The sequence below is a fragment of the Streptomyces sp. CB02923 genome (assembly GCF_001905005.1).
In the GTDB taxonomy this organism is placed as follows: domain Bacteria; phylum Actinomycetota; class Actinomycetes; order Streptomycetales; family Streptomycetaceae; genus Streptomyces.
Genome location: NZ_LWKZ01000023.1, coordinates 524,547 through 537,616, shown reverse-complemented (window position 1 = coordinate 537,616; position 13,070 = coordinate 524,547). Strand labels below are relative to the sequence as shown.

Below are 13,070 nucleotides of genomic sequence, written 5' to 3'. Positions count from 1 at the left end.
GTCCGCGTCCGTCCCGGAGCACCGGGCGGACGCGGGCAGGCGGCGGTGCCTGGGCCGGCCGCCCGGCGGCGCGTTCAGGACGCGGAGGGCGTCGGCGGGTGTCCGGCGCCGCCCGGGAAGCGGTCCCGCGGGCTGCGGGCCGCCGTGTCCTGGCCCGCCATGTAGAGGTGGAACCGCCGTACGTGGGGCGAGTGGTAGGCGCGGGCCAGCCGGAGGAGGAAGGCGGTCTCGTCGTCGAGGTCGCGGCTGTCCCCGCCGAACGAGCGGTCCGGATCCGTGCGCCGGGGCAGTCCGGCGAGTTTGGCGCGGCGGGCCTCGCTCAGCTCGCAGGCCAGGACGACCACGTCCGCTTCCGCGTCGGCCAGGCCCGCGGTGGCCGTGTAGCGGCGGGCGAGGCCGGGGACGGCGGGGCCCGCGTAGCCGCGCAGGCCGAGGATGGCGTCGCGGGTCTCGATGACCTTGCGGTAGCCGAGGAGGCGCCAGGAGTGCCGGGGCCGCAGGAGTTCCAGCAGGCGGCAGCGGGGCTTCATCAGGGCGACGTGGGGTGCGGCGTCCACCAGGTGCCGCCACAGCGGCCACAGCCGCCACACCGTTCCGATGTGTCCGACGGCACCGGCCGAGGCGGCCACGACGGGGACGAGGATGGCCGCCGCCCACAGGACGCCCTGCACGACCATCAGCAGCCGCAGCCAGAGGGCCGGTTGCTCCGTGTTGGTGGAGAACAGGAGGAAGTGGCCCGCCCAGAAGAGCCCGGCGGAGGCGCTGCCCCAGCCGAACAGCCACAGGCCCAGCCTGAGCGAGCGGCTGTCGGTGCGTCCGGCGTAGCGCCAGCACAGGCGGAAGCACAGGCCACCGGCGAGGAGGTGCATCGCCATGAGGAGCAGCCAGTACGCGGTGGTCTCGGCCGTCGCCCGGACGCCGTGGGCGGTGTGTCCGCCGTGCGATGCCGCCAGCAGGTCCAGGGTGACCAGCGTCGCCGTCATGGCGGCGACCGCCACGTACACCCCCTTGCCGTACCGGCAGTTCCCGGAGGTCGCCACGAAGTGCAGGACGGCTCCCGCTGACAGCACCCCGAACAGGTCCCGTATCAGGTGGTGCAGGTGCCCGAACCCCATGCGGGCCTGGAGGAAGCCGTCGACGGCGGGCAGCTCCATGGTCATGGCCACGGCGGCGGTGGCGACGGCCAGCCACAGGCCGCGCTGGTGGGGCGAGCAGACGGCGGAGCGGCAGCGCAGGAGGACCGCGCTCCACAGGCAGCAGACGCCGACGACCAGGTACCAGGGTCCCAGCGCGTTCAGATCGGCGGTCACCGGCGGCCGCTCACACCGAGGGCGGCGCCGAGGTTGCGCAGCACCCCGTCCCGTTCCGTGCCCGGCCCGTGGTCTCCCGCGCGGATCAGGCTGGCGAGCATCTCGGCCTCCTGCTCCTGGCGCGTGCTGTAGTTGGTGCGGGCGAGCAGGCGCCGCACGAGTCGCGGGTCGAGGTCGAGGAAGAGGCCGGACAGGACCGGGGAGCCCGCGCGGCCGTCCACGGCGTGGTGGTCGAACAGCATGTGCCCGATCTCGTGCAGCACGATGTGCTCCTGGTGGAGCCGTACCGTGTGCTGCTCGAAGAAGATGTGGTCGTCCGTGTCGGTCGCGAGCCACAGGCCGCAGGCGCCGGCCGTGGCGGCCTGGTCCGGCAGCGGGTGCAGGTACAGCGGGCGGCCGCGCTGCCGGGAGACGCTGTCGCACAGGGCGTCCATGGAGAACGAGCGGGGGAGGTCGAACTGGTCCAGCTTCTGCTGGCAGCGACGGCGTAATTGGACATACCGATATGGCATGGGGGGTTCCTGTCGGCCCTTCCGTGGGCAACGGCGTTGGTTGCGAGGCGGGTTCGAGGGGACTGACTTCGGCCGTCCGGTCCGCGGGCAGCGCGACGGGCCCGCCCTGGAGGCGGGTGTCGTGCGGCGGATCGGTGAGAGCGGTCGACCTGGCCGGTGGTGCCGACGTACCGGCCGGCGAAGGGGCGCCCCGGGTCAGCCCGTGGGGCCGTACGGCGCCGTCATGTCCGTGGGCGGCCCCGGCCTGATCGGCCGTGCCGCCCCTGTCCGCCGGACCGGGTCACGTCGTAACGTGCCGCGGCCTTCGCCTCCCTGATGCATCCACAGCCTCCCCATGCGTGGCGCCCCTCCAGGCGCCGGCGGCCATCGTGCTGCGTGCCGGCCCGCGTCCGGCACGGTGGTTCATCCGCTCGCGGCGCCACTGCCGTTCGCGGTCCCGGTGCCGTCCGACACGTCGTCGACGGACGTCAGGTTCTGCACCTTGCGGGCTTCGTTGACCATGACCAGCAGCGCGTCCAGGGTGGCCGGCGAGAGTCCGTCGGCCCGCAGGGCGAGGTTGCGGACCCGGGCGTCGCGCAGCGCGGTGGCCAGTTCGAGCTGGGAATTGACCCGCTCGGCCACCTCCTCGCTGAGAAAGTACTCGGGCGGTACGCCGAAGTACTCGGCGAGGACGTCGAGCTGTTCCAAGGTGACGTTGCGTTTCTTGCCGGTGGCGAGTTCCCACAGGTAGGTGCCGGAGATCGTGCCCCCCGTGGTCTCACGGATCTCCTTGGCCAGCCGGGCGTAGCCGGGACGCTTGCGTTCGTCGGGGTGCAGGGCGGCGATCAGTTCGTTGAGCCGCTGGTCGAACTTGCGCACCAGCGGGCGACCGGCCTGCTCGGATGCCGATGCGTTGTCACCCATGCGCCGCCCTTACCGAAGAAGGTCCCGTACCGACCCGGACACCCGCTGAAGCGGGCAACTTACCGTGCTCATCAATACCATCGTTCACCCTTGTTGACAACGGATCCACCATCTGGCGTACGCTCACTCAGCATTCCATCCGCTGTTGTTGACAAGCCTCACCGGGCCGCCCACGGCCCCGTGAAGACGGAGGTCCGGCACGATGAAAGCACCGCTTCCCCGCAGCACCCGGCCCCGGCGCCGCCGGCTCGTCCAGGGAGCCGTCGCCCTGCTCGTCGCGGCGGCGGTCCCCGCGCTGACCACGGCCACCGCCGACGGGGCGGGCGGCGGGAGTCCGCGGGCGGCGCGGAACGTGATCCTGCTCATCGGTGACGGCATGGGCGACTCGGAGATCACGCTGGCCCGCGACTACACGGTGGGCGCGGGCGGACGGCTGCACATGGACCGCTTCCCGTCGACCGGTACGTACACGACGTACTCCGTCGACAGCCAGGGGCGCCCGGACTACGTCACCGACTCGGCCGCCAGCGCCAGCGCCTGGGCCACGGGGCACAAGACCGTCAACGGACGGATCTCCAAGACCCCCGGAACCGACACCGCGCTGCCCACGATCCTCGAACTGGCCCGCGCCAAGGGCCTCGCGACCGGGTCCGTGACCACCGCCGAACTGACCGACGCCACCCCCGCCGCGATGGCCGCCCACGCCACCGACCGCGACTGCCAGGGACCGGCCGACATGGAGCTCTGCCCCCGCGACACCATCGCGCGGGGCGGCCCCGGATCGATCGCCGAACAGTCCGTACGGCTGCGGCCCGACGTGCTGCTCGGAGGCGGCCGCCAGCGCTTCGACCAGAAGATCACCCAGGGCCCCTACCGGGGCATGACCGTGGCCCAGCAGGCCGAGAAGCTCGGCTACCGGGTGGTCACCGACGCCCGCGGACTGCGCACGGCCGCCCCGGGACGGCCGCTCCTGGGCCTGTTCGCCCCCGGCGCGGTCCCCGTGGAGTGGACGGGCAGGCCCGCGGCGGCGGGCGGCACCGAGCCGCAGCGCTGCGTCACCGCCAACCCGGCGCGCCCCGCCGGGACTCCGACCCTGGGGCAGCAGACCGCCAAGGCCCTCGAACTGCTGACGGCCGGGGCACGGGCGGGCGGCGCCGACCGGGGCTTCTTCCTCCAGGTGGAGGGCGCGTCCATCGACAAGCAGGGCCACGAGGCGGACCCCTGCGGCCAGATCGGTGAGACCGCCGCCTTCGACCGGGCCGTCAAGGTCGCCCGCGACTACGCCGACCGGCATCCCGGCACGCTGGTGATCACCACCGCCGACCACGGCCACAGCAGCCAGATCGTTCCCCTGGACGCCACTCCGCCCGGCCTGTCGTCCACGCTCGTCACGGACGAGGGCAGCCGGCTCAAGGTCAGCTACTCCACCACCACGACTCCGGAGGACGGCCAGGAGCACACCGGGACCCAGGTCCGTATCGCCGCACAGGGCCCGTACGCCGAGCGGGTCCAAGGGGTCACCGACCAGACGGAACTGTTCACGACCATCACCGAGGCGCTCAGGCTGCGCTGAGCGCGGCCGGGCACACCACGACGCGGTGGAGGCCGTTTCCCGGGACGTGCCAGAAATGGCTTCCACCGCGTTCCCGGGTCGCCTGCCGGGTGATTGCCCCTTGCCTCACGACGGAAGAATCCGGCGGCCCGGGAACGGGCTGCCGAGACATTTCACGGCAGGCCGAGGAAACGGGCCGACGGATTCACGGAACGGGGCACCCGATACGTTCCCGCTGTTCCGGAGAATTCCCGTCGGCCCGTCCGGTGGACCCGTGGGGAATACGCGCCGATTCCCTTTCCCGGCCCGTCAGTCGTCCAGGAGGCGGCTGATCCACTCCCGGGTGGTCCGGTCGTCGCGCTCGGCGTCGCGCAGCCCGTCGATGACGTTCCAGGCCGCCTGGTAGCGGGCCTCCTCGCTCACCCGGACGTCCGAGGCGTAGGGCGCCAGCCGGTCGCAGACGCGGGTGAAGCGGGCCTCGGCGTCGTCCAGGACGTCCGGTCCGAACGCCTCGGAGACGGCCTGGTTGTCGCCCCGGTAGAACAGCAGTCCCTCGTCCTCCGCCGCCCGCCACAGCGCCTTCTCCAGCTCCCGCGTGGCGGCCACGAACTGGAAGAAGGAACCGTCACCTGCGAGTTCCACCGGCAGCCCGGCTCCGGCGAGGGCCTTGCGGGCGTGGGCGAGGAAGCGCTCGCCCGCCTCGCGCACGGTCCGCTGGGGGGCGCCGGTGGCCACGCGGGCGAGGGTACGGTCGGCCGCGGCCAGGACGGTGGGCTCGAAGAAGGAGGTGAAGGACACCTCCCGCAGCGGCTTGAGCAGGGTGCGCGAGCCGCCGACCGCGGCCGTCGGGTACCCGTTGGCCATGCCCTTGGCGACCACCCACACGTCGGCGTCCAGCAGGTCCGCCGTGGACAGTCCCGGGCCGTAGCGCAGGCCCACCTTGACCTCGTCCACGATCACCGGGACGTCCGCGTCGGCGAGCAGGGCGCGTGCCCGTGCGTACCAGCTCGGCGTCAGGTGCATGTGGTCGGGCGAGAGGACCACGGCGGCGACCCGGTCGCGGTCGCGCAGCAGTCCGGCCAGCAGGTCGAGGTCGTAGAAGAAGTCGACGATGCCGTCCGCGTTGGGCTCCAACGGGGTCCGCGGCGGGTACCACATGGGGTCGTACCCGTGGTAGCCGGAGCTCAGGACCAGGGGCCGGCCGACGGATTCGCGTACCGCCAGCACGGCCGCGCGCACGGCCGAGGTGCCGGTGCGGAAGAGGCCGACGACCTCGCCGCCGCACAGGGCGAGCAGCCGGCCGGTGACGGTGTCGAGCAGCGGGCTCCAGCCGGTGGTGGTGCCGGCCGCGCCGGTGGCGGCGCGGGCGACCGCCTCCGCGATCTCGGGGTCCCCGTGGCCCAGGACGACCGAACCCCGGGCGTTGTCGAAGTCGATCCACTCCTTCCCCGCGCTGTCGGTGAGCCGGGCGCCGCGTGCCGCCGTGAATATCCGGGGATTGCCTTCCGCGTCCTTGGGGCAGGTCGGCCTTTCGGCCAGCGTGGAGGAATTTCGCGTCATTGTTGTTCCTTTTCCAGGCGTGCTGTTGATCGGAGGTCGGTGCCACGGACACAGTCATGGCCCAACGGCCGCGAAAGGTACCGAAGAGCAAAAGGCCGGAAAGCAGAACTCCGGAAACCGCGAGTCGGAATCGAGGGCCGGGGAGAGAAAGCGGAGGAGAAATCGTGCGGACCACCGACGAGCGGTTCACCTGCGGAGGCAGCACTCCGGCGTTCTCCGGGGCGGACGGCGGCGTCCCGCGGCCGGACGGCGGGGCCGCGCCGCCCGGACTGCCGCCGCTGCACCGGGCGTTCCTGGAGCACACCGTGCGGGACGGCGGCGCGGAGGCCCGGTACGCCTGCGCCTGCTTCATCGAGCAGATCCTCGCGGACACGGCCGCGTGCCGGACCGCACCGGCGGCGGCGCACACGCTCCTGGCCGAGGTCCGCCGGGCATGTCTGACTCTGGCGCGGGCCGTCGCGGCCGGGCCAGGGCAGGACGCCCCCATGCCCCGGGACGCCTTCCTCCGGCACGCCATGGCCTCCGCCGTGGCGCAGACCGCCGCACTGTGGCGTTCCGGGGCGGCCCGGGACGACGCGGCGACCGAAGCACTGCTGCGGCACGCGTCGGACTGGAAGACACCCGAGTGTTATGCGTACGACCTCGCCGACCTGCCGCCGGTCCACGCCCAGGCCACCGCGTGGCTGCGCGAAACGGCGCCCGCGGGGCCGGTGTTCGTGGTGGGGGTGCGTACGGGCGGCTCCTACCTGGCTCCCCTGTGGGCGGCGGCCGTCGCCGCTCAGGGGCGCCAGGCCGCCGCCTGGACCACGCTGCGGCCGCTGCGCCGGGCGGGGCGCGCCGAACTCGTACCGGCCGAGACCGGTCGGCTGCCGACGGAGCTGCCCCCGGGGACTACCGTCGTCGCCGTGGACGACCAGCCGGACACCGGGAACACCGCCCGTGCCGTGTGCGACGCCCTGCGGCGGCGCTTCCCGGCCGTGCGCGACTTCGTGTTCGCCTCGCCGGGGCGCGTGTACCGCCCGGACGGCGACGGGCTGCGGCCCGTCGTGGAGACCTCGCCGGTGCGTGCCGCGCCGCCCCGGCTGTGGCAGTTGCTCGCCCCTGCCGACGCGGACCGGCTGACGGCCCGCGCCGAGGCGCTCGGTGTCCTCCCCGCCGACGGGCCGCACTACCGGCCGGTCCCCTTCGGCAGTCCGTTCCACGAGCGCTACGGCACGCCGACAAGCTCCTCCGCGGAGGCGGACGGCGCTCCGGGGCCGCGCCGCATCAGCCCGCGCAACCGCCCGTTCTCCCTCGTCACGGATGCCGGGGAGGGCGGCGCGTACCACTTCCGGTTCGTCGGTGCGGGTCCGCACGGCGCGGCGGGTGCCCGGTCCCTGGCCGCGCTGGGCGAGTTCCTGCCGCCCGAGCGCCACCACGTCGACGGCTATCTCGTCACGGCGCACGAGCCGGGCCTGCTCCCGCTGGGTCCCGCGCTGGCCGGGCCGTCCGGCCCGTGGCGCCGCCGGGCGCTGGAGGCCGTGGTCCGCTACTGGCGGGGGCTGGAGTCCCTGGGCGGGCTGGGCGAGGTGGACGGGGCCGTCGTCCACGACCCCCGGGAGCGGCTGGACGGCGCGCTGCGGCGGCTGCGGGAGCGGCTGTCCGGGCCGCTGCCGGTGGACGGGGCCTGGCTCGACCGGCATCTGCCCCGGCGGGCGGCGCTGGGCGGCATCCGGGGCCGTTTGCTGCGGACGTCGCTGCCGTACTCGCACCAGGGCTGGCACTGGCGGGTGAAGGTGCCCGGCGGGGCGTACGAGCCGGTGTCCGTGCGGCGGTTCGGGCTGGACTGGGTCTGGGGCGGGGGCGGGCCGCTGGAGTCCGAGATCGCCTCGTTCGTGGTCGAGAACCGGCTGGACGGTGCGTGTCTGGACGAGCTGCGCGCGGCCCTGGCCGACGATCCGCTGCTGGACGCCGCGCTGGACCTGGCCGGTGAGGCCCTGTGGTGGAACGTGAAGTCGTGGCTGCGGCGCTGCCCCGCGCCGGATGCCGCCGCCGCGCTGCGCATCCGGGAGGACCTGGACGCCATGGCCCGTTACGTGGCCGGGCTGCGCTGACCCGGCCGTCGTACGGCGGCCGGGTCCGGGGCGGCCCGCGAGGCGCGTGCCGTTCACCGGGCCCGGCCGGCGGGGGCCGGTGCCCATACCCGCTCGGCACGGCCGCCGGGTGCGGTCCCGGCCGTCCGCCGTGCGTGCAGGGTCACTTCGCGTACGCACTCCTCGTCCGTCTGGCTGCCGTAGATGTACATGCCGCGCACCTTCTCCTGGAAGACGTGCGCCACGTCGGTGGTCGTGTAGGGGACGAGATTCCGTTCCGCCGTGAGGGTCTTCTCCAGGTCCGCGGACGCCTGATGGGCGGCGTAGGGCAGGTCCTCGTAGTAGAGCCGCCGTACGCCGTCGTGTGCCGAATCCCGTACGGCGTCGTGCACCAGGCGGTGGTCGACGTGCCCGCCGACTGCGGCGGGGGCCAGCAGGAGGCCGGGCCGCAGGTCGCGGACGGCCTCCGCGATCACTTGGGCGACCCGCTCGCGGGCCGGATCGGCCGCCGGGTCCGCCGTCATCTCCGTGTCGTCGTCGTAGCCGCGCAGGCTCGCGTCGTCCAGGCCCAGCGGTACGTAGCGTTCCAGCCCCCGGGCACGGCAGTACCGCAGTTCCTCCTCCTGCCTCCGGGCGCTGATCACCGCCGGGCCCGCCGCGCGCAGCCGCTTGGGCAGCGCCCAGGCGGAGCGGGTGAAGACGGTCAGCAGGACGGCCTGCGCGGCTCCGGCGCAGGCCGCGAGCGCGCCGCCGCAGGAGTAGGCCACGTCGTCCGGGTGCGGGGCGATCAGCAGGGTGCGGTGGGTGCGCAGTTCGGTGATCAGGTCCGGCATGCCGCCTCCTCGTGCCGGGCGCGGTCCCCGGTCGTGGTGATGAGCCGCGCGTAGTGCCGGGCGACCTCGTCCCAGCCGGTCCGCGAGCGCGGCCGGGGGCGGACCGACGCGCCGTCCGTGACGACCCGGTCCATCAGGTCCTCGACGGTGGCGGCGGTCAGCGACGCGAAGCCGGGCAGGGCCCCGCAGTCGGCGAGGGTCGCGACGGGCAGTCCGAGCTGGACGGCCTCGGCCGCGGCGAAGTTGAAGGTCTCGTGGAAGACGGAGGGCAGCACGAACAGCCGCGCTCCCCCGTACACCCGTTTCCAGTCGGTGCGGATGTCGTAGGTGTCGAACACCTCGATATCGCCGGACGCGGCCCGTTCGTGGACCAGGTCCCGGGCGGCCCGGCCCTGCCGGGACCAGGTGGCGAACACCGCCCGGACCGGCAACCGGGCCTCCAGGAGCCGGGTCAGACAGCGTTCGGCGTCCTCGACGGGTGTCTTGCCGAGCTGGATGACGACGGGCCCGCGGATGTCGCGCAGGTCCTCGGCGGGCAGGTGGTCGGCGGCCCAGGGGATGTACGCGCGGTCGGGGAAACAGCGGGTCCAGGGCAGGTCGCGCAGGAAGACCTCGCGCATGGGCCCGTCCGGGTGGGCCGGGGTGGCCGGGCACCCGGCGTCCGGGTCCGGTGCCGTGCCGGGGGTGTGCGCCGGACATGGCGGTGGGGTGGTGAGGTCCGGCGTCAGGTGGCTGACGTCGTGCCAGATACGGACCACGCGCCGGTGCAGCGCGGGAAGTCGGCGCCACCGGTCGCCGCGGAACAGGGCGCTCTCCACCAGCGGGAAGACCGCGTCGGTCCGCTCCCGGGCCACCCGCCCGGCGAGCGCTTCGAGGTCGGTCCCCTGTGAGGAGGGGTAGAAGTCGGCCTGCACGCCGAGGGCGCGCAGCCCTTCGGCCAGGCTCCACAGGGCGGTCTCCACGCCGCCCCAGGTGTCGCAGGCGAAGCCCTCGTCGTAGATCTCGAACAGGGCACGGGGGGCGTCCGGCGACGAGCCGGTCGCCCGGCCGGGCTCCGGTGCGCCGCTCACGCCGTCCGGGCCAGGTGCGTCTTCGAGTTGGCCACGACCAGGTAGCCGCATGGCTGCTCCGTTCCGTCCGTGGGGGCGTCCACGGTCCTGTCGACGATGAACACGCCGGTGTTGCTGACCTTGAAGCGGGCCGCGAGCAGGACGGAGTCGTCCAGGCCCAGGAGTTCCAGCAGCAGTGCCTGGATGGTCTCGGCGTGCGAGACCAGCACGAAGCCCGCGCCCGGCCGGTCCCCGCAGCGTTCGCGCAGGAACCGCCGGACCCGGGCGCGCTGCGCCGTCCAGCTCTCGACACCGGCGATCTCCGCGTCGGTGCGGCGCAGCCGCTCTTCCAGGACGGCGTCCCACTCCCGTACCCGCAGGGGTCGCGGGAAGCGGGGCGGGGAGTGCGCCTCGGCCAGCAGCGGGTCGGTGACGGCGGCCAGGCCCAGGAGGCGGGCCAGCGGCTCGGCCGTGCGCCGGGCGCGCCGCTGGGGGCTGGTGTAGAGGCGGTAGGCGTCCGCGCCGGGCGGTCCGGGCCAGGCGGCACGGTCGCCCGCCAGGTGGCCGGCGAGCGCCCGTGCCTGCTCCTCCCCCAGCGGTGTGAGGTCGGCGTCGGTGTCGTGGGCGGTCATGAGGTCGTCGTCGCCGAGGATGTTGACGGCGGCCTGGGCGTGGCGCACCAGCACGAACCGCTGTGCGGTGCTCATACGAGGGGCAGGGTTATCCGGCCCTCGGGGACCTGCATGCGCGGGCGGGAGTTGTTGAACTCCTGGTTGGCGATGCAGGTGCCGCAGGGCCAGTTGTCGAACTCCCGTATGTCACCGAAGTCGTGGTAGAGGTGCTTGGGGACCGAGTAGCAGTCGCACTTGACCATCTCGATGCGGTCGTCGGAGACCGAGTAGTTGTAGCCGTTGGAGATCTGGTCGCAGACCGCGTCGCGCTTGCCGGTCTCGAAGATGTGGTTCCAGCGGCGGAAGTACTCGGACGGGGCGAGGAACGGGGCGGGGTGCAGGTCCTCGTAGCGCAGGTTGACGGTCAGCGGGCGGCCCTTGAAGGCCAGCAGCGGCATGAAGTGCAGCAGGCCGGTGTAGTTGCGGGCGGACAGCAGGTCGATGAACTCGTTGACCTCCTCCAGGCTCTGGTCGTGGTAGACCATCTGGAGTTCGGCGCCCAGCTCGACGGCGGTGTCCAGGATGCGGTCGACCTGTTCCTGGGACATGCCGCGTTTGGCGTTCATCCGGGCGGTGTGGCCGTCGACGGAGAAGACCCACATCAGGTTCTCGCGGCCCTTCAGGCAGCGCGGCAGGCGGGTGCCGTTGCTCAGCACCTCGATGTGCCAGCCGTCGGCGGCGCGGCCCTGGAGGTGGTCGAGGATCTTGGGGTACAGGGCGATCTCGCCGTTGGACTCCACGCGGAAGAGCGTGTTGCCGGGCTCGTACCGCTCGAAGATCTTGTCCAGGGAGGCGTTGGTGGCGACCTGGTCGACCTTGATGGCCTTGACTTCGCAGTAGGTGCAGCGCAGGTTGCAGGCGCCGTCGATGACGATGTTGCGGTAGGTGCGGATGCGCCGCGTGCGCGGCGGCCAGACGACAGGTGTGTCCATGATCCGTGTCTCCTCTTGCGTGCCGGGTCACACATGGGCGGCGCGGTCGGCCGCCAGGTGGGAGGCGATGGCCCTGCTGGTGCGCAGGGCGTGGGCCTGGATGGTGAGGGTGGGGTTGAGGCCACCCGGGTACGGCATGAAGCTGCCGTCCACGATGTAGACGTTGTCCGCCGAGTGGACCCGTCCCCAGGCGTCCACCACGGAGCGGGCCGGGTCGTGGCCCGCCCGGCAGGTGCCGTGCAGGTGGGAGCTGCCCTGGGCGAAGCCGGTGCGCTTGCGGCGGATGCCGCGGGCGCCGGCCGTGTGCAGCAGGCGTTCGCAGCGTCCGGTCATGTAGCGCAGCCGGTCCAGGTCGCGGGGGTCGGGCGTGTAGTCGATGACCACGGCCGGCATGCCGTCCTCGTCGAGGCGGCCGGACAGGCCCACGCGGTTGTCGAGGCTGGGGTGGTCGGCGAGGATCGTCTCGACCCGCAGTTCCAGGGCGTCGTGGACGAGTTTGTGCCGCTGGTCGCGCTTGGACTCGTAGATGAGACCGCCGAAGCCGCCGGGGCAGTCGGCGTCGAGGTAGTGGTCGAGGAAGGCCACGGTGGAGAAGGGCCCGGTGTTGGTGCGGGGGTCCGCGAGGACCGCGGGCTCGGCGTCCACCGTGCCGCTCACGTACTCGCTGAGCTTCATGCACAGTCCGCGGCCGACCATCCGGGAGTGGTTGCCGACGCCGTCGGGTGAGTACGGGGTACGGGAGCGCAGCAGCAGAGCGGCGCTCTGGATGGCGTTGCAGGCCACGACGAAGACGCGGGCACGCACCCTGTGCGCCTGGCCCGTCTGCCGGTCCAGGCAGCTGACCGCGGCGGCCTCGCCGGAGCGGTCCTGTTCCAGGCGCAGGGCGCGGACCCCGGTGCGCAGGGCGAAGTTGGGGTGGGCGGCGAGGGGGGCGAGGAAGACCGAGACGACGTCGCCCTTGGCGCCCGTGGGGCACAGGTGGCTGACGCACAGGGAGTCGCGGTTGCAGGCCGCCCGGCCGTCGTGGGCGTCGCGGTTGATGGCCAGGGGGGTCGGAAAGGGCCGGTAGCCGAGGGATTCGCCCGCCGCGCGCAGGACGCGGGCGGCCGGGGACGGCTGGTGGGCGGGGCCCCGGCTGTGGCGGCTGCCGCGGGCGGCGCCCGGCGCGTCGCCGCCGCACACGCCGAGGCGGCGTTCCAGCACTTCGTAGTACGGCGCGAGGTCGGCGAGGGTGTAGGGCCAGCGGACGTCCACGCCGTCGGTGTGGACGAGTTCGCCGGGGTCGAAGTCGAAGGGCCGGTAGCGGAAGGAGGCGCCTCCGTAGTAGACGGTGCCGCCGCCGAGGTTGGAGGTGGTCCAGGGCCAGCCCTCGTCGGTCCAGTTGCCCTCGTCGTCGCGGGCGAGGGCCTGTCGGCTCAGGGACTCGGCCTCGTCGAGGCCGACGTGGGGGGCGAGCCGGAAGCCCTCCTCGATCATGAGGACGTCGAGGCCCTGGCGGACCAGGCGGTCGGCGGCCACCGCGCCGCTGGCGCCGCTGCCGATGACGCAGACGTCCCACACGCGGTCGGCGGTGCCGGGGCCGAGGCCGTCGCGGTGGGCGGGGCCGAGCGGTGCCGGGTGGCGGGCGGCGGTGTTCTCCAGCGGCGAGGGTCCCCGCAGGCGCTCCATGCGATGCC

Annotated in this window: 11 protein-coding genes; 2 read left to right on the top strand and 9 right to left on the bottom strand. The window is 73.5% G+C overall.

What is annotated here, in order from left to right; all coding sequences use genetic code 11:
* Positions 1-74: 74 nt before the first annotated feature.
* From A6A06_RS20860 to A6A06_RS20850, 3 genes are all read right to left on the bottom strand, one after another.
* A complete protein-coding gene (locus tag A6A06_RS20860; RefSeq protein WP_073762790.1) occupies positions 75-1,310 on the bottom strand; it encodes an MAB_1171c family putative transporter in 1,236 nt (411 codons plus the stop codon).
* A complete protein-coding gene (locus A6A06_RS20855; protein ID WP_073762789.1) occupies positions 1,307-1,822 on the bottom strand; it encodes a hypothetical protein in 516 nt (171 codons plus the stop codon). The genes A6A06_RS20860 and A6A06_RS20855 overlap by 4 nt, the downstream gene beginning before the upstream one ends.
* Positions 1,823-2,224: 402 nt before the next feature.
* Positions 2,225-2,725 (bottom strand): hypothetical protein, encoded by a 501-nt coding sequence (locus A6A06_RS20850; protein WP_073762788.1) that lies wholly within the window; start codon positions 2,723-2,725, stop codon positions 2,225-2,227.
* Between the two features lie 202 nt (positions 2,726-2,927).
* Here A6A06_RS20850 and A6A06_RS20845 point away from each other — a divergent pair, with 202 nt between their 5' ends.
* Positions 2,928-4,298: an alkaline phosphatase gene (locus tag A6A06_RS20845; protein ID WP_079194172.1), complete on the top strand. Its 1,371-nt coding sequence runs from the start codon at positions 2,928-2,930 to the stop codon at positions 4,296-4,298.
* Between the two features lie 288 nt (positions 4,299-4,586).
* Here A6A06_RS20845 and A6A06_RS20840 read toward each other — a convergent pair whose 3' ends face one another.
* Entirely contained in the window at positions 4,587-5,837 is a 1,251-nt protein-coding gene (locus A6A06_RS20840) for an aminotransferase class III-fold pyridoxal phosphate-dependent enzyme (RefSeq protein ID WP_073762787.1), read from the bottom strand.
* Between the two features lie 164 nt (positions 5,838-6,001).
* On the opposite strand from A6A06_RS20840, the gene A6A06_RS20835 reads away from it, so the two are divergent.
* On the top strand, positions 6,002-7,930 hold the full coding sequence (locus A6A06_RS20835; protein ID WP_073762786.1) for a phosphoribosyltransferase family protein: 1,929 nt from the start codon (positions 6,002-6,004) through the stop codon (positions 7,928-7,930).
* 53 nt (positions 7,931-7,983) lie between these two features.
* On the opposite strand, the gene A6A06_RS20830 is transcribed toward A6A06_RS20835, so the two are convergent.
* Genes A6A06_RS20830 through A6A06_RS20810 form a run of 5 tightly spaced genes read right to left on the bottom strand, consistent with a single transcriptional unit; the run spans position 7,984 to position 13,062 of the window.
* Positions 7,984-8,742, bottom strand: coding sequence for a PIG-L deacetylase family protein (locus A6A06_RS20830; RefSeq protein WP_073762785.1), 759 nt, complete (start codon positions 8,740-8,742; stop codon positions 7,984-7,986).
* Positions 8,730-9,812: a hypothetical protein gene (locus tag A6A06_RS20825; RefSeq protein WP_073762784.1), complete on the bottom strand. Its 1,083-nt coding sequence runs from the start codon at positions 9,810-9,812 to the stop codon at positions 8,730-8,732. Before A6A06_RS20825 ends, A6A06_RS20830 begins: the two co-directional genes overlap by 13 nt.
* Positions 9,809-10,498 (bottom strand): histidine phosphatase family protein, encoded by a 690-nt coding sequence (locus A6A06_RS20820; protein ID WP_073762783.1) that lies wholly within the window; start codon positions 10,496-10,498, stop codon positions 9,809-9,811. Before A6A06_RS20820 ends, A6A06_RS20825 begins: the two co-directional genes overlap by 4 nt.
* Positions 10,495-11,394: a radical SAM protein gene (locus A6A06_RS20815; RefSeq protein WP_073762782.1), complete on the bottom strand. Its 900-nt coding sequence runs from the start codon at positions 11,392-11,394 to the stop codon at positions 10,495-10,497. Before A6A06_RS20815 ends, A6A06_RS20820 begins: the two co-directional genes overlap by 4 nt.
* Positions 11,395-11,421: 27 nt before the next feature.
* Positions 11,422-13,062: a GMC oxidoreductase gene (locus tag A6A06_RS20810; protein ID WP_079194171.1), complete on the bottom strand. Its 1,641-nt coding sequence runs from the start codon at positions 13,060-13,062 to the stop codon at positions 11,422-11,424.
* Positions 13,063-13,070 lie beyond the last annotated feature (8 nt).

Coding starts and splice junctions, on each gene's coding strand:
- A6A06_RS20810 (WP_079194171.1), bottom strand. CDS start 13,062: ATGGAGCGCCTGCGGGGACCCTCGCCGCTGGAGAACACCGCCGCCCGC.
- A6A06_RS20845 (WP_079194172.1), top strand. CDS start 2,928: ATGAAAGCACCGCTTCCCCGCAGCACCCGGCCCCGGCGCCGCCGGCTC.
- A6A06_RS20820 (WP_073762783.1), bottom strand. CDS start 10,498: ATGAGCACCGCACAGCGGTTCGTGCTGGTGCGCCACGCCCAGGCCGCC.
- A6A06_RS20855 (WP_073762789.1), bottom strand. CDS start 1,822: ATGCCATATCGGTATGTCCAATTACGCCGTCGCTGCCAGCAGAAGCTG.
- A6A06_RS20815 (WP_073762782.1), bottom strand. CDS start 11,394: ATGGACACACCTGTCGTCTGGCCGCCGCGCACGCGGCGCATCCGCACC.
- A6A06_RS20830 (WP_073762785.1), bottom strand. CDS start 8,742: ATGCCGGACCTGATCACCGAACTGCGCACCCACCGCACCCTGCTGATC.
- A6A06_RS20840 (WP_073762787.1), bottom strand. CDS start 5,837: ATGACGCGAAATTCCTCCACGCTGGCCGAAAGGCCGACCTGCCCCAAG.
- A6A06_RS20850 (WP_073762788.1), bottom strand. CDS start 2,725: ATGGGTGACAACGCATCGGCATCCGAGCAGGCCGGTCGCCCGCTGGTG.